This is a genomic window from Actinoplanes sp. CA-252034 (assembly GCF_050956125.1).
GTDB lineage: Bacteria > Actinomycetota > Actinomycetes > Mycobacteriales > Micromonosporaceae > Actinoplanes.
In genome coordinates, this window is record NZ_CP191846.1 from 2490637 (window position 1) to 2517598 (window position 26962).

Here is a 26962-nt window from a genome sequence, read left to right on the forward strand (position 1 = left end):
CTACCTCCTTGTCCCTCGCGGCGGCGCGGGCTCCTTCGCGAGGCGTACGAACTTGCCGTCCTGGATGCGCAGCCAGTTCTCCGGGTGCCGCGACGACGGCTTGAACCGCAGATCACCGGTCGGACCGTAGACCGTGCCGAGATGGCCCAGCTCCCGCAGCCGCCGGATGAACCGCCGCGCCGGGGCGCCCGGGTCGTCGTCACCGTGCCCGGCGTTGCCGACGAGCAGCACGATCGGCTTGCGCCGGTAGTCGGCGACCAGCTCCGGGACGGTGTTGACGAGCAGGTCGGCGACCTGGGTGCCGCTCGCCGCGTTGGCCACCACGTCCATGTCGGGGTCGCTGTCGCGCAGCATGTTCCGAGTGTCCACCCAGAACGGCCGGGTCGCGTTCCGGCCGGCCCACGGGACCACCCGGGACGTGGTCATCTGCCCGCGCCGGTCCAGACGGGCATACGTCTGGGGCCTCTCGCTGTCGATCCTGCCGACCTCGTCGCCGATCTGTGCGGCGTCGCGGTCGCCGTAGGGCATGCCGAAGCCGTACGCCCGGCCGTGCCGGTCGACCACCCGCACGACCTGATGCTGGGGCGCCGGGGGAGCGACGGGCTCCGGCGCGCTCGCCGCGGGCGGGGCGTCGTCGTCATCGGTCTCGTCGTCGCTGTCCTCGACCTCGACGATGATCTCGTCGTCCGCGGGCGGAGCAGGCTGCGGAACCGGGTTGTAGCTGATCGACTGAGCGGGAGGTTCGTCCGGGAAGACGGGCGGGGCCGTGGGTCCGCCGGCGCCGCTCGCCGCATCCTCCTGGCTGTCCTCGGTGTGGCTGTCCTCGGGGTCGCTGTCCTCGGCCTCGCTCTGCTCCGCCTCGTCGTCGGATCCGGGCTCGCTGTCGTCGGCGGGGGTGGCGGGCCGGGGTGGCGGGTTGTAGTTGATCGACTGGGCCGGTGGCTCGTCCGGGAAGCTCGACTCGGCCGCGGGCTCGTCGTCGCTCTCGTCGTCGGAGGCGGACTCGTCGTCGGACGGCTCCGGGGTGTACACCGGCGTGGGCCGGTACGCGGCATCCGGACGCCACGGATAGTCCTGCTCCTCCGCGTCGTGGTCGGCCGTCTCGACCGGCGGCATCATCACCGCTTCCGGTCCGGGGACCGCCTCGTCGCCCGGCGGTCGCCCGTACGCCCGCATCCGTCCGCCGTCGTTGAGCGCCGCACCGGTCTCGCTCATCTTCAGGGCGGTGCCGGGGCCGAAGACCTGTCCCCGGTGGCCGCCCTCGCGCAGGGCGTCGCCGAGCTCCCGGATCGGCCCGGAGTCCGGGTCGGCGCCGGCCAGCGAGGTCCAGACCACGAACGGCGTGTACGCGGTGACGCCGGGCATCCGGAACAGGCCACCCTCGACCAGAACCGCGCCCAGCTGAGCCCGGGGGATCTCGATGATCCCGTCCCGGCGGTGCAGCACCCGGACGCCGGAGCCGGTCCGCAGGGGTGGCACGAACAGCGAGAAGTGCGGCTGCTGCCCGGCCCACGGAACCGGGCGGACGACCGGCGAGCCCTCGTCGAAGCGTCCCGGGAAGGACCGGTAGGTCGATGCGCCCGCCCCCTCGGAGAGGGTCCGGAACCGTTGCGCCATGTCGTCACCGATCGGGAACCCGAGGGCGTTGACCCGTCCGGCGTCGTCCAGATACTCGATGACCCGCAGATCGGCCAGAGTGAGACCGTCGCGCCACCGTATGCCCGGCATCTGTCCGTTCTGGTTGTCCGGTGCCGGGCCGAGCCGCTTCACCGGCGGCAGCACCGGGAGGATGCCCGGCTGCGCCGGATCGGTCGGGTGCACCACACCGGCGGGCGGGAACGCCGAGTACTTGCCGTCGCGGTAGACGCCCAGGGTGCCGCGGACGAAGCCCATCGACACGGTGTCGCTGCCGGCCGTGATGCTGCGCTTGTCGCCCAGCTCGTGCAGGCGCCGCCCGAAGGCCGCGGCGGGGCCGTCGGGCCACGGCTGGTTGCCGACGTGGCAGACCACGCCCAGGTATCCCCGGAACTTGTCCGGCGAGAACCGGGCCAGGTAGCGGCCGTTGTTCAGCAGGTCGGCGAGCACGTCGCCGTTGACCCCGAACCGGTCGGGTTTACGCCCGTTGCGCATCTGGATCCAGAACGCGGCCTTCATGCCGTGCGTCAGGATCAGCGCGTCCCACTTCTCGTCCTTGCGGCGCAGGTCGTACTCGGGTGCGCCGACGCTGCTGTCGCCGATGTAGCTGGTGTACGTCAGCGGTCCGCCGGGGCGGGTGTTGTAGACGAACTGCCGGTCCAGCGCGGGGTCGTCCAGCGTCGCGGGCAGCGAGACGCCGGCGAGCTGCCCGCCCGCGTAGTACAGCGGCCGCATCTCGACGTCGCGCGGCATCAGCGGTGCCGGCTGGTCGGTGCGGATCCAGCTCGGCGGGGTGAGCCGGCCCCATTCGGTCATCCGGGAGCCGACGACGGTGTGGACCGTACGGTAGAGGCCGTGCCGCCGCAGGTCGTCGCGCACACTGTCGGCCACCTGGTTCGCGCTGGTCTCGGAGAAGCCGGCCGGGAGCAGCACCAGCACCTGCCGGAGGTTCGCACCGGTGGCCGAAGCGCTGGTGATCAGGTGCCCGTTGTTCTCCGCCGCGGCGTCGAGGAACGCCTTGGAGGCCAGGGCCAGCCGGCCGGCGTCGGCGGCGGCGACCGTGATGCTTGTGCCGAGACCGTCCTCGTCGCGCACCAGAATGGTCTGGTCGTCGGCCGAGCCGAACCGGACCACGGCGGGCAGCGCGTTGCCCCACGGTGTCTTGTTCGACGAGGCGAACCCGGCCTCGTCCGCCCAGACGTCCATGGAGTAGTCGGTGACGTTCGCCAGCCACTTGTCCGTCTCGGTCGGCAGGATGATGTGGTACTCGTCCGGTGTCGGGAAGAACGCGCCCACCGGGCCGGTGTAGGACTGCCCGCTGACCAGGGGAATGGACCGGACCTCCTCGAACCGGACCTCGGCCACCCGCGGTGCCGGTCCGGAGACCGGCAGGACGCCGGAGGTGGCGGTGACCGTGACGGGGCCGCCCGGCGCCTTCAGCCCGATCGCGAAGTCGTAGCCGGTGTATCCCCGTTCGTTGCGGGCGCCGGCCAGCGGCGAGACCAGACGGATGCCTCCGGAGGGCGGCCGGCTCAGGGCCTGGGACAGCGCGGGGTGACCGGCCACGGCCTCGGCGAAGGCGTCGCCGTCCAGCTCGACGCGGCGTCCTCCGTTCCCGGTGGCCGCCCAGATCCGGTGACCGTCACCGGCCACGCCCACCAGGAAGGCCCCGCCCTGTGCCGAGGCGGAGGCGGACCGTACCGCGGGAGCCACGTCGGCGGGGTCACCGGGCAGCGGCAGCACGATGCCCCGTCCGCCGGGCAGCGTCTCCACGGTGAGGTCCTCCGGGCGCGGGCCGCGGGCCATCCGGTATTCGCCGCTCTCCAGGTAGAGATGGCTGGCGCTGTGGTGCTTCTGCAGGTACGCCGTACCGGTCGGGTAGTAGACCTTGCGGTATCCGCTGACGGCGATCATGCCGTCCAGGAACTCCTCGGCGACCTGCCGGGGAGCGGGGGCGCCCAGGGCACCGACGAGGACCAGGACGATCGGCCGGTTGAACGGCCCGGCGTCGACCTTCTGCCAGTCCGGGTTACGGGCCAGCTCGCGCGCCAGCTCACGCGGTGCCAGCAGGTCGTCGGTGCCGTCCCGCCGGGGGATCTGGAAGTCCTGGCTCAGGTAGCCGTTGCGCACGAAGACGAAGAGTGGCCGGTCGCCCTCACGGGGTGAGTTTCGGGCCCAGGGCGCCAGGACGGCCTTGTCCTTGCTGTTGTCGGCCGCGCGCACCGTGTCGAGCGCGTAGTAGCTGGTGTCCTGTGCGAACAGGCGCAGTTTGTCGCGGTCTTCGCCCGGGTGAGCAGGGAGATGCCGAAGACCTCGCCGAGCGGGTCGAGGACGGGCCGGGCCTCCACCATCGAGGAGGACGGCGGTGCCGGGTGGCCGCCCTGGAGCGGATGCTGGAAGTCCGCCGACGTGTACAGCGGCGGGTCGTAGTGGCGCTCCTCGTCCAGGATCTCCAGGCCGGCGCGGAGGTCGGCCTCCTCGTCGGCGCGGGGTTTCGGCTCGGGCTTCGGTTCCGGCACGTCGTCGGTGCCGGACGATTCCGGCGAGAAGCCCGGCGGGGCCGCGAAGAAGTGGGCGAAGTCGCCGCCGAAGTCCAGCGCCAGCCGGCCGCCGGTGAACGACGGGGCGGTCTGCGCGGCGTACAGGTCACCGCGGTAGTCGTAGACGCGCTGCGCCGCCGCCATCAGGTCGTAGCCCAGGTTGCCCGGCTCGGGGTGCGAGCCCGGGAAAGCGGACAGCAGGACCAGGGACGTGGCCGGCGCGGCGCCCCGTACGTCGAGCAGACCGGTGCCGTTGACCAGTTTGATGACGTCCTCGCCGCGGAGCGCGCGCCGGCCGCCACCGGCGGTGGGCACCGAGGCCTCGACGCCGTCCGAGCGGTCGAAGTGGACGACGAACGGCTTGCGTCCGCGGCTCGGCGCCCAGCCCGCCGTGCCGCGCTCCGGGGCGCCCCGGCCGGCGGTGGCCTCGTAGGTGTCGACAGTCCCGTGGGACTCCAGCGGCTTGCTGCTCGCCCACGCCGTGACCGGCCCGCTGTTCTTCGCGTAGCTCACCCCGAAGACGCGGCCGGTGGAGTCACGCAGTTCGATCGGCGGAAGGATCTCGCCCGGGGTGCTGTCCGGCGCGGCGGGTTCGGGCGCGGGGGCCGGTACGGGTGCCGGGGCGCTGCCGTCGACCGGGACCGGCGCCAGATCGGCGTCGTCCTCCAGGTGGCCGTGCTCGTTCCAGACGACCGGCCCGGGCAGGCCGAGCACCTGATGGTGGGCGGGATCCAACCCCAGGCCCCGACCGAAGTCGCGGCCCAGACCGGCCCGTGCCGAATCCGGTGAGGCGAGCAGGACACGCAGACCGGGATCGTCGGCGAGCGCCTGGCGCAGTGCCGGGTGCCGCGCGACGACCCGGCCGAGCGCCGCACCGGTCAGCTCCAGCTTGCGGTTGCCGAAGGTCATCGCCCAGACCCTGTCGCCGTCACCGTTGACCGCGACCACGAACGGCGCGCTTCCCCGCCCGGAGCCGGACACCATGGCCGGCGGGACCAGGTCGCCGGGGTGTCGGTGCAGGGGCATCGCCAGCCCCCGGCCGCCGGGCAGCCGGCGCATGTCCAGGTCGGGCAGCCCGGGCTCGGCGAGTAGGGCGAACTCGCCGCCGGTCACGGTCAGCGACGATTCCCCGGCCGAGGACGCCAGCGTGATGCGTGCCCGGTCGCCGGTGGTCGCATAGAACGGGCGGTAGCCCTCGTCGAGCAGGCCGTCACTGATCTCGGCGGCCTCCCGGTCACCGACGCCGGCCGGGGAACCGAGCACGACCAGCAGGATCGGCGCGGCCCACTCCGGGTCGTCGATCGACGGGAACCCGGTCTCCCGGTTCAGATACCGCATCAGGTCGTTCGGCCGGACCCGCCGCGGAGTGCCGTCGGAGCCGGGGATCAGGAAGTCCCGCCCGTTCGGCGCGCGCTCGACGAAGACGGTGATCGGGCGGGCGCCCGGCCGGTCCGTGTCCGCCGCCCACGGCGTGCCGGCGGGCAGAAGCGAGCTCAGCCCGCCGGGGCGCAGCCGGGAGGCGAACTCCGCGACCTCCGCGTGCCGCTCGGCGGTGACCGCCGAGTAGCCGAACGTGGAGCCGGCCCGGTCACGGAGCCGGCGGGCACCGAGCGGGACGACGGCGGGCGGGTCACCGGCCGGGGCCGGCGGGGACACCGGGGGCGGCGGCACGGACGAGGACGGCCGGGAGTCGAAGTCCGTCGTACCGCTGCCGTTGCCGAACCGTCCCGCGGCCACCCGGACCGGGCGGGCGTCACCGGTGACGTCGAGACGGCCGTCGGCGCGCCACCGTACGTCACCCGGAACCGCCCAGACCGCGCGGATCTCCGGGTCGATCGGCAGCGCGTCGGCCACGTCACGGCCCACGTTGCCGGGCAGGTCCACGCGGCCCGCCCGCGGCGAGAGGACGACGAGACCGGTGTCCGGCTCGGTCGCCATGATGCGGTCGACCGCCGGGTGAGCGGCCAGCACCCGGCCCAGCTCGGATCCGGTCAGCTCGACCGGACGGCCCCGCGGCGGTTTGGTCCACACCCGGGTGCCGTCGCCGTTCACCGCGATGCCGAAGTCCCGCTCGCCGCGCGGCCCGGGGTGCACCAGCGCGCCGGCCGTGACATCACCCGGTTGACCGGTGGGCAGCACGAGGCCCCGGTCGCCGGGCATCGCGGAGATCTCGAAGTCGTCCAGCAGCGGAGGCCGTACCAGGGCGAACGCGCCTTCGCTGAGGGTCAGAACGGTGCCGTCGGAGGGCCGTACGCCCACGCGCACCGTCACCTCGGCGCCGCGCGGGTAGAAGATCCGCCGGTAACCGCCGGTCTCGATCTGGCCCTCGAGGATCTGCTCGGCCTCGGTGTCGGTCAGCCCGCCGTTGCGGCCGAGCACCACCAGCACCAGCGGCCGGTTGAAGGTGGAGGCGTCAAGGGTCCGGAAACCGGGATCGCCGGCCAGATGCCGGGCCAGGTCCCGGGGCCGGACCGTCCGAGACGTGCCGTCCGGGGAACCGACCGAGAAGCCGGTGCCGTCCGCCGACCGTTGCAGGAACACCGTGACCGGGCGCCCGGCCTCGCGATGCGCCTCGGCACCCCACGGTGAGCCGAGCATCTGCCGGTCGACCTGCCCGCCGCCCAGTGACGTCTCCAGGACGATGTGCCGCATCCCCGGATCCCGCAGGTCCCCGGCGAACGCGGTGACCTCGCGCGACAGTTGCGGGTCGGTGACGGCCGAGAAGACCGCCGGGTTCCCGTCCGGGCCGGACAGCACGCGGGACGGCGGCGTCGGCTCGACCGGGGCCTCCGGGACGATCGTGTCGTCGCTGGGCGAGTCGGACACGACGCTGGTCGCGGTGACGCTCTCGATCTCGAGATCGAACGCGGCCGGGCGGTAGCGCTGGAACGAGCCGCCCTGCGGCAGCACCACGCCGGCGAAACCGGTGAAGTCCGTCATCGTGTCCGGCGCGAAGACCGGCGCCTCGTGGCCGGCCTGCTCGTACACGTACTGGGCGAAGTCGTTAGCGAGGCCGCCCGGAAAGTGGTCGCGGCCCTGGAATCCACCCCACAGAACGACTGACGCGTCGGCGCCGTCCGGTCCGTCGTAGAGTCCCGCCTCGACCGCCAGCCGGGCCAGGGTGGCACCGCCGACCTGCACCAGACGGCCACTGTGGAGACGGATGACGGCGAAGCCGGAGCCGGAGCTGACCGCGTTCACCGTCCGGGGTGGCACGGTGAAGCCGGCCCAGGGCACCGTGACCCGGTCGTAGGTGCCCGGGTAGTACGGGTTCGGGACGTGGTAGACGTCGGCGTACGCATAGCCGGCGGCCCGCCGCATCCATCGATCGGTCGGCACGTCCAGGGGGAAGAACAGGCCGAAGGTGTCGCCGTACCGGTCGCGCCGGCTGTCGTGGATGACATCCTGGATCGACACGTTGTCGACGACCGGCAGGCGCGGATCCGGCGGTATCGACGGCCGGGCCCGATCGGTCCAGACGTCCTCGGCGGGGTCGGCGGACCTGGCCGTCCGGGGAGCCTCGGCGGCGAATCCGACCCGTCGGCGCGGGGCGTCGCCGAACCGGACGAAACGGCCACCGTCGCCGACGGCCAGGTGCACCTGGCCCTGCCCGACCGGGTTGGTGTATGTGCGGGTGGTGGACGCGTACGTCTCGCCCAGGTGACTCTCCCGCAGCTGTTCCCGGAAGTCGAAGGCGGCGCCGCCCTGTTCCTGGAGCGCGGCCACGTCGCAGGAGAGCAGCACGACGGGCGACCTGGTGCCGTTGCGGGCGTAGCGCAGCGACGTGGTCTGCGCCGCGAGCCGGGCGAACTGCGTGCCGGAGAGGCTGAGCTCGCGCCCGTCCCGGAGCGTGACCGCGAAGCCGCGCTGATCACCGTGCACGTCGAAGTAGACCGGCCGGCCCGTCCACGGGGTCGCCTCGTCGGTGTGCCCGGACTCCGGCCCCTCCTCGAAGCGGCGATACGTTCCCAGGTCGGCGTCGTCCACCGCGGCCGCGAACCGGGGCATGGTCGTGGTGTCGCCGTCGCGACTGGGGAAGCCGTGCCCGACCAGCTCACCGCGCGCGTTGATCAGCGGGACGGTCACCACGTCGTCGATGCTCAGCGCGGCGGGCAGCTCCGGGTCGTCCGGTCCGGCCACCGCGGCCTCGTGCGCCCGGTACGCCTCCCACCAGGCCCGCTCGGCCTCCCGGTACGCCTGTTCGGCCTCGGTCGGCGTCTCGGCGCGCGAGGTGACGGCGTCGAGTCTCGCGGCCGCCTCGGTCCAGGTCTTGCCCGCGGCGGCCACCGCGGCCGCCGTGGCGCGCACGGCCGGGGGCACCTCCCGGCCGGTACGGGCGGTGGCGGACGCCTCGTCCATCCGGATCACGTAGCCACCCGGGACCCGCACCTCGGTGCCGGCGCGATGCCTGCCGGCCCGGTCCCGGGAGCGGGCGACGAAGCGGAACTCCACCCCGTACTCCAGGGCCTGGGTCAGGTCGTTGTCGTCGTCCGTACGCTCGCCGGGCTGCTGTGTGGCCTTGGCCGTATCGAGCTTGCCCTCGTCCTTGACCACCGAGGCCGCGTCGGTGCGGTAGAGAGGCTGCTCGACGAAGGTGGTGCCGCTGACCGCGTTGAAGGTCTCCCGCTCACCGACCCGGCTGGCGCCGCCCGGGTGGTTGGCGCCGGCGGTGACCATCGGCCCGGTCATCCGCAGCGTGAACGAGTGCCCGGCGGTGTTCTCGAACTTGTCGTCGCGGACACGTTTCGCCGTGCCACCGATCTTCACGTCGGCGTCGGTGCGGAGCACCTTCGGCCGCGCGACCAGCCGGGCGTCGAGGAAGAGATCACGGCCCAGCGACGCCGGCATCGGCACGTGCAGGACACCGCCCTGCATTGCAGGCAGGGCCTTGGCCTGGGTGACGGTCAGGCCGTTACGGATGGCGGCGCGGATCTCGTCGTTCACCCGTACGCCCGAGGCGGCCAGCGCCTGTGCGGCGGCCTCATGCAGGTCGGGCAGGTCGACCAGCACGTCCTCGACCGCGAAACGGCCGGGCTCGGGCAGCCGGTCGAAGCCGTGGGCCTCGCGCCACATCCGCCGGGCCGGGTCGGAGGTCTGCGCCACCGGGATCGACGTGACCGGGTCGGACACCGCGAGCGGACGGCCCTCGGACGCCGACAGCGAGGTGACCTCGTGGACGTCCTGAACCGACACGCCCTCCGGTGGCAGGCCCGGGCCCTCGACGGTCAGGGTGAAGCGCATGCCGCCCTGGTAGGTCGGCACCGGCCCGGTGACGGTCAGCGACTGCTCGACGGTGCGCTCGTGTCCACGGATCTGTTTGGTGGCACGCTCGTCCAGGTTGGCGGTGCCGGTCAGACCACCCCCGATCGTGACGCTGGTCGGGCCGTGCCCGGTGGTGTTCGCGGCGTCACCGTCGACCCGGTCGGTCTCGGCGCCCTGCGCGCGGACGCCCACCGTCACCGACCCCACGGTCCGGGATCCGGATGCGGTGTCCGACTCGCCGATCGTGGTGCGGTCGGTGATCGACAGCTCGTCGACCAGCGTGATGCCGGTGAACCGGGGCTCGTGCACCGGCTCGGCGGTCAGCGTCACCCGGTAGGTCGCCCCGCGGAAGCGCCGTTCCATCCGGACCGTCTGAGTCCGGCCGCCGTTGAGGGCGCTGCCCAGGTGCAGGTTCGCGGCGCCGATGAAGCTGGCGGCGGTCAGGCCGCGGACGTTGTCGTACGCGCTGCGCCCCAGCTCGACGGGGAAGAGCGCGTTGGCCAGGTCCTCGGTGGAGGCCTCGGCCAGCCGGCGCCGCAGCCGGGGGATACGGCCACTGAGGTCGACCGGGGTGACGACACCGCCGATGCCCAGCGACCGTTGCGGTCCCGGCCGGAACTCCGGCTGGACCGCCTCGGCCGGGACGTCCGCGGCGGCCGCTTCGCTGACCCGCTGTTGCCGTTCTCGCGCCCGGCGGACCAGGTCACGTTCGCCCTGCTGGTGGGCGGCGAGGACATCGCGCTCCCGCGCCTGTGCCTCGTACAGGCGCTGGGTGGCCTCGGTGTGCTCGGCGGTCAGCCGGGTCAGTTCCTGCCGGTGCCGGGCGGGCAGGTCGGTGCCCCCGGCGTGCCCCATGGCGTCGTTGGCCTCGGCGCGCTGGCGCCGGAGCAGGTTGCGGCGCTCACGGGTCTGGGCCTCGGACAGGCGCGTGCGCTGCTCGTGGTGCCCGGCGCGTTGAGCCTCCGCCCGCTCCGCGTGCTGGAGTTGCCGGCGCACGTCGGACATCTGTTGGTCTCGTAGCCGGTCGTGGTCCTGCAGCGCGGTCAACTCGGCGGTGGTCATCGGGATGATCGCCGAACGGGTCAGGGTGAGCCGGCGACCGGCCCGGCGGGTCGGCGAGGCAGGCCACAGCCGCAGCGGCATGTTGCTGTCGTGTCGCGCCTCGACGACGATCTCGGCGTCCACGTCGACCTGTACCAGCAGCTCACGCTCCGGCCGGCCGGTGACGCGCAGCTTGGAGACACCGGCGAGGCTCTGCTCACGGACCGTGCCCCAGACCCGTCGCCACGGGGTGACCGCGAGCGTGACGACGGCGCCGGGGGTGCCGGTGCTGCCGCCGTGGTCCAGGGGGCCGCCTCGCGCCACGGCCGTCCCGGACAGCGAGGCGCTGAGCTCGATCGACCGCCCGTGCCTGCTCTTGCTGGACGAGCCGCTGGCGAAGGTCCGCTTGATCCGGGCGAACTCGGTCTCGTCCAGCACCGTGGGCCTGGTCGGCGTCAGCCGTATCCGCACCTCGGCGCCGGCGTCCTCGGCCCGGCGCCCGTGCCACAGGTTGCTGAGCGTCAGTGGACGGCTGAACAGCTCGGCGTCGCCGGTCAGGCGCTCCGGCGACAGCTCGTCGGCGATGACGGTGGAGATCCGGCCGTCCTCGAACGTGTAGATCGGATCCTCGCTCGCCTCGGCGAGCGCCTCGATCACGGCGTCCTGCAGATGGCCGGCGCCGAGGAACGACACCACCCGGCGGTTGTCGAGGCGGTGTGGATAGCCGCCGGTCAGCAGGCCGATCGGCGGGGGGTGCTCGATGCGCTCCGCCTCCCGCCAGGCCGACGCGGGCCGGGCAGCCGGTGGGCGCCGGGAGACCTGGCTCTCCGGAACGAGCATGCGGACGTCGAGCCGCCGGGTTCGCGGCGCCTGCCGCATGCTGCCGATGGTGGAGGGCACTCCACGGCCGTACGAGCCGACGGAGAGCAACCGGCCGGTCTGGTTGGCCCGGGCGAAGGTGTGCGTCGTGATGGTGATGTCGAGACTGCCGGCGAACTCGCGGAGCTGGATGCCGGTGGGCCGGCCCTTGTCGTCCAGTGCCGGGCCGTGGCCGCTCTCCGTCGCGTACCCGCCGGTGAGCCCGTGCTCGTCGGTGTCACCCCAGCTGACACCGGCACGGGGTCCGCCGAGCAGCGTCGAGGCGGCCCGGCCGAGCGGGCCGAGCACGCGTGCCTCCAGGCTCAGCTCCACCGAACGGCTGGTGTCCACGGCGCCGGTGACGGTGGACCTGCTGCGCTTCTTGTCGGACATCCCGGCCGTGCCACGATCGATCACGTCACCGTCGGAAAGGCTGGTCAGCTGACCCTGGATGGTGACCACGGTGGTGTGGTCGACGAACGTGCCGGTACGGATCAGCGGGATCTTCAGTCCGGGGCCGACGATGCGGTTCGCCAGATGACGAAGCTGGTCGGGGGAGAGCTGGGTACGGGTCTCCGCGTCCCGGGCCAGTGCCGTCTGCACCTCCGGACTCAGTCCGCGGGCGAACTCCGGGTCGTCGAAGTGGCGCAGCAGCTCGTCCGGGCTGGGCAGCCGGAAGCCACCGGTGCCGGGCTGCGACCGTACGGCGTCCACGACGGCGTCGTAGAGCCCGCCGTCACCGAGCCGGGTGATGAACGCGCCCCCGAACGACTCGCCCCGCTCGATGCGGGCGGGCGCGTAGTGGGTGCGGTTCTCTCCGGTCCGTCCGTGCCACGCCTCGGCCCGCCGGCGCACGTCCGGGTCGAGGGCGGTGTCGCGCAGCCTGTCCCGGGTGGTCCACTGGAACGTCTCCACCACGCCCGACAGCATTCTCGGCCGGCGGCCGAGGACGCGCACCTGCACGCCGTACCGGCCCCGGTAGCGCACGCCGGGGGCGGTGGCCGTCAGGGTCTGCTTCGCGCCGGTCTGCTCGACGATCGACTGGGTGAAACCGCGCTCGTGGCTGCCGGCCAGCCGTGGGGCGATGACGAGGCTGAGCGGGGGCACGTCGGTGCCGCCGCCGACACTGCCCCACAGATTCCACAGGCGCTTGGCGGCGTTGGTGTCGGTGCTCTCCCCGGACAGCGCGGAGGTGTCGGTGTGCGAGGCGTCGTCGGTGCCCTGCACCTCGTCCAGGCTGCGGGCGACCAGCCGTACCTCGATCTGCTGGCTTCGTCCCGGGAAGTACCGTTTCCAGCCCTTCTCCGCGGCCCGCGGCAGCGCACCGGAGCGCACCCAGCCGCCGTGCCGGTCGCCCGGATCGGTCACCACCATCTTCGGCAGGTTGCCCGAGAAGCCTGCCGCGCTGAACAGCTGCTGGATCGCCGGGCGGCCGGGCGCGCCGATGCGGACGAGGTCGCCCATGCCGTCCGCGATGAGCAGCGCCTCCACCTGGTCGAAGAATGTCTCGCCGGGCAGGCTGTGACGGCTCTGCACGCTTTCCACGCCGAACTGCGCCGGGACCGGCGCGCTCAGCGCCGCGGTGTGATCGGGCAGGTCGTCCGGCGGCGGGTTCGTCAACGCCGACGGCACGCCGAGAGCGACGGTGCCGGTGGCCTCGACCGGATCGGACACCGGCTGTCCCGGCACCGACAACCGCGCGACGAAACGGACCGGCACCTCGACCTCGGCCAGGTCGGCGACCTTGACCGTGGTGGTGGACGTGTACCTGCTCTTGTGGGCGGTGGAGTGGTCGACCGACGGCGCGAGCGGCACCGCCCCACCCACCCCGATGACCAGGCCGGGGGCGGCGCTGACGATCGCCTTCGGTTCGAGCCGTCGGTCACGGTTGTGCTTGAGCGTGTGGGTGACGGTCTCCTGGACCTTGGAGCTCAACTTGCCGGGTTTGTCCCGCAGTCGGTCGACGCTCATGGCGTCGAAGTCCAGGACGGCCGTCACCCGTAGTTCGGCCGGGCGGCCGTCGACGGTGACCGGATAGGGCCGGCCCTCGCCGAGGAACTGGTCCACGTCGTCGACGGCGTCGTTCTGCACGTCGCGGACCACGTCGTCGGGCAGGCGGGCGCCGAGGGTGCGCAGCGCGGCGTCCAGGGCCAGGTTCCCGGTGGCGCGCAGTTGCTCGGCGATGCCGAGGGTGTGGCTGTCGAGCAGATACCGCGGCAGTTTCTCGCGGATCCCGGCCGGTGTGGGGAGGGTGGTGTCCTTCTCCGCGGCCTTCTGCGGGGCTGCCGCGGGTGCCGGCGTGGACTCCGGGGCGGTCTCCGGCTGCGGGGCCGGTGCCGGCGGGCGGGCGTCCAGATCGGCCAGCCGGTCGGCGGCGTCCTCGATACGGTGGACCGCGCGCTCATAGGCGCCGATGGCCGCGGACTCGCGCTCCACGGTGCCGGTGACCACGGCGCGGGTGTCCCCCAGTTGGTCGGCGATGGTGTCCGCCGCCCCGGCGAGCGGTCCGTGCCGGAACTGCACGGCGAGCGCCACCGCCTCGTCGCGAGCCTGGCGGGCGGAGGCCGCGGCGAAATTGGACCGTGCGAACGCCTCGGCCATGGTCAGGTGCAGCAGGGCACGCTGCTGCGTCCGGTCGGCCGCGGTGGAGGTGAGCTCCCGGCGCGCCTGCTGCGCGGTGCGGGCGGCCTCGGCGGCCTGTGCCGCATACCGGCGGCTCTGGGTCAGCAGATGGCTGAACCGCTGGCTGACCTCACCGAGCGACTCCAGCACGCCGAGCGTCCGTGCGGTCATGGTCCGGGCCTGGACGGCGCTGTCCCGGAAGCCGCCGACCACGTCGCGCTCGTGGCGTGCCTCGGCGAGGAACCGCTGGACCGTCCGGTCCCGGCGGGCGTTGCCGGGCCGGTCGATGCCGGTGATGGCGGTGCCGATGTCCGAGAGCATCGTCTCGGCCGACGCGGCGATCTCGGTCGCCTCGCCATGCCACTGCCGGGCGTTCTCGGTCAACGGCAGGACCGGGCCGATGCGGTCCACGATCCGCTGGGCGTCCGGCGAGAGCTCGTCCAGGTCGGCGACGGTCAGAGCGGCGTACTCGTCGATCACCGCGGTGAGACCGTCCGGGTCCGGCTCACCGATCTCGGTGGCCGGGCTCAGCACCTGGCCGAGCTCGGTGACCGTCACCCCGGTGCCCGGGCCGGCGCCGGCGACCAGTGACAGCCATCGGCTGTCCGCGGTGACCGCACCCGGTGCCGGCAGGCCGAACTCGTCGTAGGTGTCGGGGTCCGAGACCACCACGTGGCCACCGGCGCCGGCGAAGGCGGTGCCTCGCGGCGCGACGATCCGGGTGCCCGGAAGCTGTCTCGCCAGCCGTGCCGCGAAGCCGTCCCGTACGTCCACACCGGTGTCGCAGGCGACCAGGACGACCGGCTGCCCGCGCCAGTCCGGGCTCGCCCGGATCATCGCGGCGAGCTGTTCCGGGCTCACCCGTTCGGCGCCGACGTGCAGGCTGGTGCTGTCGGCGTGCGCGAAGACGTGGAAGCGGTCCGGGGTGGCCGGGAACTTCGCGGCGATCGTCGGCGTGGCGGTGTCGTCCGGGCCGGCCAGCAGCAGGCCGGCGCCGACCCGCCGTGGCGAGACCTCTGCGGGCGTCTCGGTGGCCGGGCCCGGCGCGAACCGGTACCGGCTGGGATCCGGGCTCGGTACGGCAGAAACCGGCGCGTAGGAGACCCGGCCCTGTACGTCGATCGTGCGCTCGAGCTCAAGGCCACCCAGCGGCCGTGCGCCCTTGACCGGGTACGTCCGTGGCGGGTTGCCGCTGCCGTCGTGGATGGTGAGCTGGATCCTGGTGCCGGTGGCGGCGGCCAGTTCGACGACGTCGTGTGCGGCGGCGATCCGGGCGATCTCGGCCGCGTCGAGGGGGCCGGCGCGCCGGTTGTCCACCGGCACGTCCGGCGTCAGGGCCGCTTTGACGAAGTGCGCGTTGTCGTACGGGGCGGTCTGCCGCATCTCGACAGCGGTCTCCAACGGCATCCGGTCGCGGCCGGCGGTGATCGTGTCGGTGCGCAGGACGGCCGGATCGGTGCCGGGCCGGACGGTCGCGATGGCGTGGTACAGCGAGCCCGGTTGCAGGCTGAGCCCACCACGGCCGTTCATCACCGCCGCCGCGTCGAACTCCTGCTGGATCGTGCCGGAGTCGTTGGAGGTGGCGACCAGGTGCGCGGCGACCAGTCGCTGGCTGTCCGGCACACCGATCGTCCGGGCGGGCTTCGCCGGATCCAGGTTCGGATCGACGGTGAAACCCTTCTTCCGCGGCTCGCTGGCGGCGGGCTCGGTGGCGGGCTGCGAGACGGTCCGCAGCATCCGGTTGTGCGGTTGCGCGCCGAGCTGCTTGAGCTGACGTTCCGACAGCGACCGCTGCCACGTCCGGGAGTCGCTCGCGGGCGTGGTGAACGGGGTGGCGGGCGCTTTCCGTGGATTGCGCAGCTCGGCCTTGTACTCCTTGAATCCGGTGCCCTCGGTGTTGAAGAGCTGCCGGTTGACGGTGGTGGGTACGGCGTGTGATTGGGGCAGGAAGTTGCCGGCGGCGAAGTCGGCGGCGAGGCGGGACAGGTCGGTGGGGGTGGCGGCGCCGACGAAGTCGGTGAGGAAGGCCTGGTCGCGGTCGGGATGCCGGTTGTTCTGCGAGTCGACCTGGACCTCGGTGCCGAGCACGTCGTCGTTCAGGTCGGCCAGGGTCGGCACCCCGTGCGCGTTGGCGAGTTCGAGACCGTACGTGTCCTGCAGGGTCTCGCTGAGCATGAGGAACTCGGCCCCGGCATCGCCGAAGCGGATGTTCGGGCGGCCGAGGGTGAGCAGGCCGTCGATGAAGAGGTTCGGTTCCGGTGAGTAGGGCAGCATCGGGTGGACGGTGGCCTGCCGGTCGCGGGAGCGCATGTCCTCGTCGACGGCGGTGCTGAAGTCCCGGACGAACTGTTGCCGTCCGGCGTCGGTGGCCAGCTTCTCGATGCCCTTCTCGACACCGCGCAGCTTCTGCCGCTCGACGTCCAGTTCGACGGTGGCGTCGCCCCGGTCCGCCAGCTCGGCGATCACGGCCTCGTGTTCACCCCGCCGCTGTTCCAAACGCTCCCGGGTGCGGTGGACCAGACCGTCGGGGTCGCCGACGCGGTAGCCGCCGGAGATCATCATCGGCCGGGCGGGGGAGTCGGCGACCCCGCGGGTCCTGGTCGCCAGGTGGTCGAAGACGTGGGTGCCGTTGTGGAGGGTACGGGCGCCGGTGTCGAAGTCCTGGATGGAGAGGTACGGGTAGGTGCCGTCGGCGGCGAGTCCTTGGATGACGGCGGTGGTGTCGGGGTCGCGCAGGACCTGGTTGCGCGTACGGCCGTAGGGGAATTTGCCGTTCTTGGTGCCGACGGCGTAGCCGTTGATCGCGATGGGGACGTCGAGATCCTGGATGAGCCGGGTGGCTTCGGCGATCCTGTCCTGGAAGTCCGGGTCCGGTGTCTCGGCGGTGGTGTTGATGCCGAAGACGAAGGCGACCTTGGTGTTGTCGTCGAGGCCGTCGGTGATCGACCTGATCACTTCGGGGATCTGGTCGATGTCGGTGGCGGGCATCATCGAGTTGACGACGAAGGCCAGTGGGGCGCCGTCGTTCTTGAGCTCGATGGTCGTCTGGCGGTAGTTGGCCGGGGTGACCTCGCGGGACTGCCGGGTCAGCGCGTCGAACGCGGCGTTACGGCCGCCCTCCACCCGTACCGGCTGGAAGGTCGCCCACCGGTGCGCGAAATGCATGTCCGGGGTCAGCGACCGATCCGCGGTCGCGCCCGACAGGTAGGGGCCGCTCCGCTTCCCGTCGACCCCCGTCTCCACCGGTGACCGGTAGGTGCGCCACGTTCCGGTCGGCGGCAGCTGTGGCGGTTTCGGCCGTCCGTCGGGCCCGTAGGCCGACACCGCGCTGACGAAGGCCTCGCCGCTGCGGGTCGTCCAGACCGGCCCGTCGGGAGCGTGGACGTCGGTGCCGGGCAGCAGATCGGCGAGCTGCTGTGCCAGGCCACCCGGGACACCGGAGTCGCAGATGATCAGAGTGATCGGCTGCCCCATGTACTGGGGATCGTGGCGGATCTGATCGGCCAGGTCCTGCGCCGTGATCGGCCGGCCGTCGTCGAGTGTGTCGTGCGAGACGACGGTGAAATGGCCGGGCGGCGCGGTCACGGTGGTCGCGGCGGCGGCGTCCGCCGAAGACCCGGGGACGAGGGTACGGATCACCGTCGGCCCGGCCACCGGAGCCGGCGCGGGCGCGGGGGCGACGAGGGCCGGCCGGTCGTCGGCGGGCATGTCGAGTCCGGCCCGGCGCACCTCGTCGTAGAGCTGCCCGGCCGAGGTGATCTCGGCGGCCGGGGTCTCGGTGAGCTGGACTCCGGCGATCTCGGCGCCCCGGAGAACCTCGTAGAGCGAGTGGTTGTCGGCGGCCAGCATCCAGCCGGTGGCGGCGGCGAGGAAGTCCCGCTCCGTCACCCCGGGGACGTTGAGCATCCGGAACATGGTGAGCAGGCGGGCCGACGTCAGCGAGGTCCCGGACGTCACCGGGATCTCGCGGTCCCCGTTGACCTCCTGGAACCAGGCACTGTCCGGGTCGAGGCGGTAGAAGGCCCGGCCGCTCACCCAGGGCAGCGGCAGCTCGGGGCCCTGCTCGTCCGGGCCGAGCCAGGATCTCCACGGCTCCGGGTGTTTCGCGGTGCCGAAGACCTCCCGGGTCACCCGGCGCACGGACGGGCGGCCGTTGACCTCGGGCCCGAACTCGACGGTCACCGCGGCGGTGTTCCTGGCGCCCAGCGCGGCAGTCAGGTCCGGCCTGCCGTCCGGGCCGTAGGTGACCTGGTCGAGCGGCACGTCCTCGGTGCTCATCGTGTCGACCGTGAACGGGCCGGCGGACTTGCTCCGCAGGAACGCGGTCTCGAAGGCGCCGAGCTCCGTGCCCGCCAGCCGCAGCTGCCGGGGCGTGACCGCGTACGGGCCGCGTACCTGGTCCCGGGAGCCGCGCGCGGTCCGCCCGCTCTCGTTCTGCTCCCGGACCGCCAGGTCGGCCTTGCGCCGGTCCCCCGAGCGGGCGATCAGATTGAACGCCCGGAACGGGTCGTCGTCCCCGTCGAACTCCCGCTCCGCCGGCAGCTCCTGCTTGACGGCTTGACGCAGCGGGTTGTCCAGGAACTCGGCGTACGCCTTCAGCTCTGCGGTGTCGAGGCCGAGCCGATCCGACCGCGCCCAGTCCCGGTTCCGGATGATGTCCAGCGCCAGCAGCTTGAACGTGGTCTCACCCGGGCCCGGCTTCTTGTTGTAGTAGGCGGCGTTGTAGAGCGCCGTCATGACCTCACGCAGGTTGCCGTCCCGCAGCAGTGACGCGATCTCGGCGTCCTTCAGGCCGGTGCCGGCCTGACCGGCGCTGTCGGCCTTGCGCTGGACGAACGCCTTGCCGGGGGCGCCGGTCGGCGACGGCTTGGCCTTGGCGCCGTTCAGGACCTCGTTGAGCCGGGCGGCGACCTTGACCGCGGTGTCCCGGACCTGTGGGGACCGGGACAGGTGGGCGCCGAGTCGTCGCTCGAACTGTTCGTTCGACTCCTGCGGGTCCTTCGGGCGCAGCGGGGCGGGCGGCTCCGGCGCCGTCCCGAACGGGACCAGCCGGCCCCGGTCATCGGTCTCCACGAGCAGGTCGGCGGGTGGCTCCAGATCCGAGTCGGAGTCGTCGAGCGTCGTCTCCACGAGCAGGTCGGCGGGTGGCTCCAGGTCGGAGTCCGGGTCCGTCCCGATCGGATCCGGTGACACACCCAACCGGTCGGCCGCGTCGTAGACGTCGGTGAGCAGCTGCTCCGACGCGGTCAGCGAGTCGTGGGCGGCCTCCATGTGCGCCACCGACGCGGCATGGGCGGCCTGGGCCCGCGGCTGCTGGAACGTCACCTCCGCCACCCGGTCGGCCGCGTCCTGGGCGTCGGCGCGGATGTCACGGACCGCCGTCGGTAGATCGCCGAGCATGCCCAGTTCGGAGAGGACCCGCTGGGTCTCGGTGAGCCGCTCCGACGTGCCGTTCAGCGCCGGGTAGGCCCGTAGCAGCGCATCCGCCAGCGCGACGTCCCGCTGGGGGCCGGGTGGCAGCTTGAGCGCGGCGTCGGCGTCGGCGGCCGCCTGAGTCGCCCGATCGGCCCGGTCGCGTGCCTCGGTGGCGAGAGTGGTGAGCCGGTCGTGGGCCGACTGCAGGTATTGGAGGTCCTCGGCCGCGCGGCCCGCCGTCGCCTCGGCCCGGGCGGCGTCGTCACGGAAGTCGCGTACGGTGACGGCCTCGCGTGCCGCACCGGTGAGCGACCGACGTACCGGTCCGGCCTGATCGCGGACCCGGTTCTGGGCCTCGGTGGCGATCCGGCGAAGGTGCCGTGCGTCCGGCGAGTCTCCTGCCCGGTTGCCCGCATCGACGCCGGCCTGTGCCAGCTTCGGCGCCTGATCCGCGCGCTGTTCGAGGTCGAGCCGGTTGGTCGCGAGGTCGGTGTGGTCGGCCTGCGCGTCCCGGCTGATGTCGCGTGCGGTCTGGTGCACCGACGCGGCGGTGGGCACGTCCGCCAGGGCCGGGGCGATCGTGTCGACTGCCGGCTGCACATCGGTCGCCAGCCGGTTGGCATCCGACTGGGCCCACCTCGCGAGCTGGTCGATGGCCCGGGCCATCCGGTCGGGGTCGACGTCGCCGGGGGTCGCGTTCGAGTCCAGGACGTGCCCCAGGTCGGTGACCGTGAGCTGCGCCGGGTCGGTGGCCGACGCCTCGAACCGCACGAAGTGATGGCCCTGCTCGGGCGGGGTGATCGGCTCGCCGTCCGGTCCGCGCAACTCCGACGCGGTGACGACGGCGTGGCCGGTCGGGCCGGCCCAGACCACACCGTTGGGCGCGATGATCGGTGTGCCGGGCAGTTCCCTGGCCAGCTGGGCGGCGAAGCCGTTCTGCCGGTCGATGCCGCTGTCACACACGATCAGGACGATCGGCCGGCCGGCCCAGCGCGTACCGTCGGCCCGGATCTGCGCCGCCAGCTCGGCCGGGCTGACCCGGGCGGTGCCGACCCGCAGCGCCTGCTGCTCCCCGTGCGCGAACACGTGGTAGCGGTCCGACCGGTCGGGGTACGCCTCGGCGACCGACCGGGTGGCGTCATCGTCCGGCGTGGCGAGGACCAGACCGGAACCGACCGGCTCGGCCGTGGGCGCGGGCACCGTTGCGCTGGTGGTGGCGGTGTCGTCGGCCGGGGCGAACGACCCGAAGACGTCCAGGCCGTCGCGGTCGCTGTCGGAGTCCTCATCACCGAACATGCCGAAGCCGGGGCCGTCGTCCTCGGAGTCGCTGTCGGCTGCCGGTGTGACCGGCGGCGTGTACGGGGCGTAGGTGGCGTGACCGTGGGCGTCGACGGTGCGCTTGAGCTCCAGCCGGCCCAGCGGCCGGGAGCCCTGAACCGGGTACGTCCGTGGTGGGTTGCCGCTGTCGTCGTGGATGGTGAGCTGGATCTTGGTGCCGGTGGCGGCGGCCAGTTCGACCACGTCGTGTGCGGCGGCGATCCGGGCGATCTCGGTCGCGTCGAGCGGATCGGGGCGCCGGTTGTTCGCCGGGACGTCGGGTGCCAGGGCTGCCCGGACGATGTGCGCGTTGTCGTACGGGCCGGTCCGCCGCATCTCGGCCGCGGTGTCGAGGTTGACGCGGTCACGGCCGGCCCGGAGGGTGGCCGCGCGGTTGCCGTCCGGGCCGGTGTCCGGCAGGGCTTCGGCGATGGCGTGGTAGAGCGAGCCCGGCTGCAGGCTGAGCCCACCACGGTCGGCCATCATCGCGGCGGCGGCGAACTGCTGCTGGATCGTGCCGGAGTCGTTGGAGGTGGCGACCAGGTGCGCGGCGACCAGCCGCTGACTGTCCGGCACACCGATCGTCCGGGCCTCCTCGGTCGACTCCACCCGCGGATCGACCCCGGTGAACGTCTCCTTGTCCGCCGGCGGCTGCGGCACCGGCCCGGCGTCCGGTGCGGGCAGCGAGATCGCCGTGACCAGCTGGTTGTGCGGCTGCGCGCCGAGCTGCTTCAGTTGGCGCTCGGAGAGTGTCTGCTGCCAGGTCCGCGTGTCGCCGCCGGACGTGTGGTCGATCGGGGCGGCGAACGGCCTGCCGTCGGCGAGCTCCGGATTGCGCAGGTCGGCCTTGTACTCCTTGAATCCGGTGCCGACGGTGTTGAACAGCTGCCGGTTGACGGTGGTGGGTACGGCGTGCGACTGCGGGAGGAAGTTGGTGGCGGCGAAGTCGGCGGCGAGGCGGGACAGGTCGGTGGGGGTGGCGGCGCCGACGAAGTCGGTGCGGAAGGCCTGGTCGCGGTCGGGGTGCCGGTTGTTCTGCGAGTCGACCTGCACGGCGGACGGCGCCTCGGCCCCGTGCGCGGTCGTCAGCTCCTCGCCGTACGTCTGGTGCAGGGTCTCGCTGAGCATGAGGAATTCGGCGCCGGCGTCACCGAAGCGGATGTTCGGGCGGCCGAGGGTGAGCAGGCCGTCGATGAACAGGTTCGGTTCGGGTGAGTAGGGCAGCATCGGGTGGACGGTGGCCTGCCGGTCGCGGGAGCGCATGTCCTCGTCGACGGCGGTGCTGAAGTCCCGGACGAACTGTTGCCGTCCGGCGTCGGTGGCCAGCTTCTCGATGCCCTTCTCGACACCGCGCAGCTTCTGCCGCTCGACGGTGAGTTCCTTGCGGGACTCCGGATCGTCCTTCGCCTCCAGGTCCGCGATCGTCGTCTCATGATCGAGAACCCGTTTCTCCAGGCGTTGGCGGGTGCGTTCGACGAGGGTGTCGGGATCGCCGACGCGGTAGCCGCCGGAGATCATCAGGGGGCGGGCGGGGGAGTCGGTGTCGCCGCGGGTGGTGGTGTCGAGGTGGTCGAAGATGTGGGTGCCGTTGTGGAGGGTGCGGGCGCCGGTGTCGAAGTCCTGGATGGAGAGGTACGGGTAGGTGCCGTCGGCGGCGAGTCCTTGGATGACGGCGGTGGTGTCGGGGTCGCGCAGGACCTGGTTGCGCGTACGGCCGTAGGGGAATTTGCCGTTCTTGGTGCCGACGGCGTAGCCGTTGATCGCGATGGGGACGTCGAGATCCTGGATGAGCCGGGTGGCTTCGGCGATCCTGTCCTGGAAGTCCGGGTCCGGTGTCTCGGCGGTGGTGTTGATGCCGAAGACGAAGGCGACCTTGGTGTTGTCGTCGAGGCCGTCGGTGATCGACCTGATCACTTCGGGGATCTGGTCGATGTCGGTGGCGGGCATCATCGAGTTGACGACGAAGGCCAGTGGGGCGCCGTCGTTCTTGAGCTCGATGGTCGTCTGGCGGTAGTTGGCCGGGGTGACCTCGCGGGACTGCCGGGTCAGCGCGTCGAACGCGGCGTTCCGGCCACCCTCCACCCGCACCGGCGTGAACGGCGGGATGTCCACCGCGGTGACCGGCGCCGGCGCCGGTGGAGGCGGAGCCGCCGAGGGGGTGTGCGGGTTGGCGGCCAGCGCGGAGTGCGTCGCCCCAGCCACCTGGATGAGCGTCCTGGTCCCCGAGCCACGGTTGTTCTTCAGCTCGGTGGCGATGTTCTGCTGCGTGGTGGGGCTGATCGGAGTGACGCTCTTGAACGCGAGCTGAGTCAGGCCCTCGACCTGGTTCGCGTCCATGTCCGGGTAGAACGTCTGGATGTAGTTCTGGACCTGCTTCTTCCAGGTCTCGCGGTCGGCGTGGCTCTGCGGGATGCCGTCCGGGTTGCTCGGGTCGTAGTTCTGCAGCAGCCGCCCGGCCTGGGTCTGCAGTGAGACGTTCGGGTCGAAGGCACCGAACGCCACCGGGTCCATGCCTTGGAAGAGGCGTTGCTGGGCGGCGGATTGGGCGAGTCCGCGGCCTTCTTTGGAGGTGTATTTGGGGTCGCTGTGGGGGTCGTTGCGGACGCCGAAGGTGATGTCGGTTTCGAGGCTGCGGTTGTCGACGCGCAGGAAGGTGTTGGGTTCGGGCATGTAGACCGAGCGGGGATCCACCCCGGCCATCGCCTTACGGACTTCCTGATCCCGGCGATTGGCCTGCTCCGCCGCCGGAGAGGGGGCGCTGTCCAAGGTGTAGCCGCCGCTGATGATCTGGATGTCGGGGCGGTTGGTGATGGCGGTGTCGGCGTTGTTGAACAGGTTGGTCATGGAGGCGACGTCGGCGTCGCCGGTGTGGATGAAGGTGGGGTTGTCGCCGGCTTGGTCCTGCAGGTTCTGTAGTTGTTGTTCGGCGTGGGGGTGGCGGACGAGGGTTTCGCGGATGGCGGCGTACGGGATGGTGTCCTGGCCGGGGTTGTCGCCGGGTGCGATGCGGGTGTTGTTCCAGGAGAAGCCGATGACGGTGACCGGGAACGGTGGGTTGAGGTTGCGGACCTGGTCGATGGTGTTCTGGATGTCGGTGTCGGGGTAGTTGCGGGTGAAGCCGTTGACGCCGATGACGAGCCCGAATCGGCCGTCGGCGGTGCCGGGGCGGAAACCTTGGGCGTACGTGTTGATCAGGTTTTGGATGTTGTCGTTCGGGGTGACCGGGACCGTGGCGAGGTAGGCCGGCTTGTCGGCGGTCTCGGCGTTACGCGGGCCGAGTCGTCCGATCGTGACAGGCTCGCCGACCTGCTTGAACTGGTAGGTGTTCTGCGCGTTCTGGAACGCGCGACTGCCCCGACCGCCCAGCATCGGCGCCCTCGACTTGGGTGCCGGCGAATCCGTGTGCGCGTCGCCACGGGGTGCCGGGTCCACGGCGGCCGGGGCGGGAGCCGTCCGCGGGACCGGCCCGGCGGTCTCCGACACGTTCTCGATGAGCTGCAGATCGTGGTCGTTCAGATAGGTCGTGGGCCTGCCCGGATCGGCGGCCGCCTCCTCCGTGGTCGACGGCAGGTCGTAGACCTCGGTGCCCATGACACCCGGCCGGTCCTGAGTGTTGAACAGGTGATGATCGGCGTGGTAGCCCTCTTTGGCGCCGAGGTAGTGCATGACCTCGTGCACCAGGACGGCCGCGTTGTTGTTGATGTTCCAGCGGTGCTGCTGGGTGGTGTTGCCGTCGTTGCTGTGGTCGTCCGGCCGGGCTGGATCCGGCAGCGGCTCGGAGGTGACCTGCACCGGAGGGCGGCCACCCTGCCGGTCCTGCCAGGTGTCCATCAGATCGGCTGACCACGGAACGGTGTCGACGGTCAGCTGCACGTGCAACTCCCGGCCGTTGGGCAGGGTGTGCTTGCCGTTGACCATCTGATCGATGGTGTTCTGGACCGTGTCCGCGACCTGCCGGAGCTGATCCGGGGTCATCTGATCGTTCTTCGAGGTCAGGTCCAGCTTCACCTCGAACGACCGGTAGTCCTTGCCGTTCACGGTGAAGTCACGGCTGGTGAAGTCGATGGTGGTGATCTCGCCGCGGAGCAGGTGGGTGCCGGGGACGATGGTGTCCTTCGACGGGTTGTAGCGCTCGGTCCGGAGCTGCTTCTGCTCGGCGTTGTCGTAGGCCGCGCGCCACTCGGGACTCTTCGTGGCCGGCGGGCCGCTCGGGGGCAGGTCCACCCCGGTGGTGACGGCGCCCGGGTTCGGTGGCGGTGACTGCGACGTGGTGTGCGGATTGCCGGACAGCGCGGTGTGGGTCGCCCCGGCGACCTGGATCAGCGTCTTCGCGCCGTTCGGCAGGTCAGCCTTGAAATCGTTGAGGATGCTCTTCTGCGTGGTGGGGCTGACCGGCTCCACACTCTTGAAGGCCAGCCGGGTGAGACCGTCGGCCTTGTTCGCGTCGATGCCGGGGTAGAACGTCTGGATGTAGTTCTGGACCTGCTTCTTCCAGGTCTCGCGGTCGGCGTGGCTCTGCGGGATGCCGTCCGGGTTGCTCGGGTCGTAGTTCTGGAGCAGCCGCTCGGCCTGGGTCTGCAGTGAGACGTTCGGGTCGAAGGCGCCGAACGCCAGCGGGTCCATGCCTTGGAAGAGGCGTTGCTGGGCGGCGGATTGGGCGAGTCCGCGGCCTTCTTTGGAGGTGTATTTGGGGTCGCTGTGGGGGTCGTTGCGGACGCCGAAGGTGATGTCGGTTTCGAGGCTGGGGTTGTCGACGCGGAGGAAGGTGTTGGGTTCGGGCATGTAGACCGAGCGGGGGTCTACGTCGGCCATGGCTTTGCGGACCTGGCGGTCGCGGTGGTTGGCCTGGATGGCTGTGGTGGGTGCGGTGTCGAAGGTGTAGCCGCCGCTGATGATCTGGATGTCGGGGCGGTTGGTGATGGCGGTGTCGGCGTTGTTGAACAGGTTGGTCATGGAGGCGACGTCGGCGTCGCCGGTGTGGATGAAGGTGGGGTTGCCGTCGGCTTGGTCCTGCAGGTCCTGGAGTAGTTGTTCGGATTGTGGGTGCCGGACGAGGGTTTCGCGGATGGCGGCGTACGGGATGGTGTCCTGGCCGGGGTTGTCGCCGGGTGCGATGCGGGTGTTGTTCCAGGAGAAGCCGATGACGGTGACCGGGAACGGTGGGTTGAGGTTGCGGATCTGGTCGATGGTGTTCTGGATGTCGGTGTCGGGGTAGTTGCGGGTGAAGCCGTTGACGCCGATGACGAGCCCGAATCGGCCGTCGGCGGTGCCGGGGCGGAAACCTTGGGCGTACGTGTTGATCAGGTTTTGGATGTTGTCGTTCGGGGTGACCGGGACCGTGGCGAGGTAGGCCGGCTTGTCGGCGGTCTCGGCGTTACGCGGACCGAGTCGTCCGATCGTGACAGGCTCGCCGACCTGCTTGAACTGGAACTGGTTCTGCGCATTCTGGAACGGCTGGCCGCCCCGGTTTCCCAGAACCTCACGCATCGGCCGGGTCGCGGGACGCGAACCCGACGGAACCGGGGCGGCGCGCCGGGGCGCCTGCGACGGCGTGTGCACCCCGACCGGCGGTAGGGCGGCCGGTACGGGGTCGGATTTGACCTCGGTGCCGGTCTCGGTCGCGTCGTCCTCGAACAGGGACTCGGTTTCGGAATCGACGTCGGAATCCGCCCGGCTGAAGATCGAATCGGTGTCGCTGTCCTCGCTGAAGACCGAGTCGGTGTCGCTGTCGAAGTCCGGGCCCGCGACCTCGACAATGATGGGTTCCGCTGCCCCGGGATAGGTCGCCGCGGGGATGCCGGGCGGAGGGGTCTGAGCGGTGGACCTCTCCGGATTGCCGGGGGTTGCGGTGGGGGTCTGGGCCGGCGGATTGCCGGGCGTTGCGGTGGGGGTCTGGGCCGGCGGGATCTGCGTGGCGGGGGACTGCGTCGCCGGTACGGCGGGCGGCGCGAACGCCGTGTTCGTCGTGGGCGTGTCCGCGAGAGGGACATCGACGGTGATGCCGCTAATCGGACCCTGCGCCGAAGGCGGCACCGAACGATCGGCCGCCGTCGCCGGCGAGGTCTGGGCCTGGGATTGCTGTGTGCCCGGCTGCTGTGTGCCGGGCGGAGGCGACGGTGTCTGAGGGCTCGGGGATGACGCGATCGGGGCCTGCGTGGTCGGCGTCTGGACGCTCGGCGCTTGAGCGCCGGGAACCTGGACGCCGGGCGTCTGAGTCGTCTGGCCCGGCCCGGACGGGGTCGGGGATGTGGAGGGCTCGACGTTCGGCGACG

Annotated in this window: 2 protein-coding genes (1 of these 2 cut by a window edge); both read right to left on the bottom strand. The window is 72.0% G+C overall.

Features of this window, described 5'->3' with window-relative positions; all coding sequences use genetic code 11:
- Nucleotides 1-3858, bottom strand: coding sequence for a hypothetical protein (locus ACQPZW_RS11265; protein WP_433794791.1), 3858 nt, complete (start codon nt 3856-3858; stop codon nt 1-3).
- Nucleotides 3747-26962: the 3' portion of a hypothetical protein gene (locus ACQPZW_RS11270; RefSeq protein ID WP_433794792.1), read on the bottom strand. The gene runs 2230 nt beyond the window's last position; the window shows 23216 of its 25446 coding nt (coding positions 2231-25446); the start codon falls outside the window, past its right edge — the gene reads right to left on this strand; its stop codon occupies nt 3747-3749. The genes ACQPZW_RS11265 and ACQPZW_RS11270 overlap by 112 nt, the downstream gene beginning before the upstream one ends.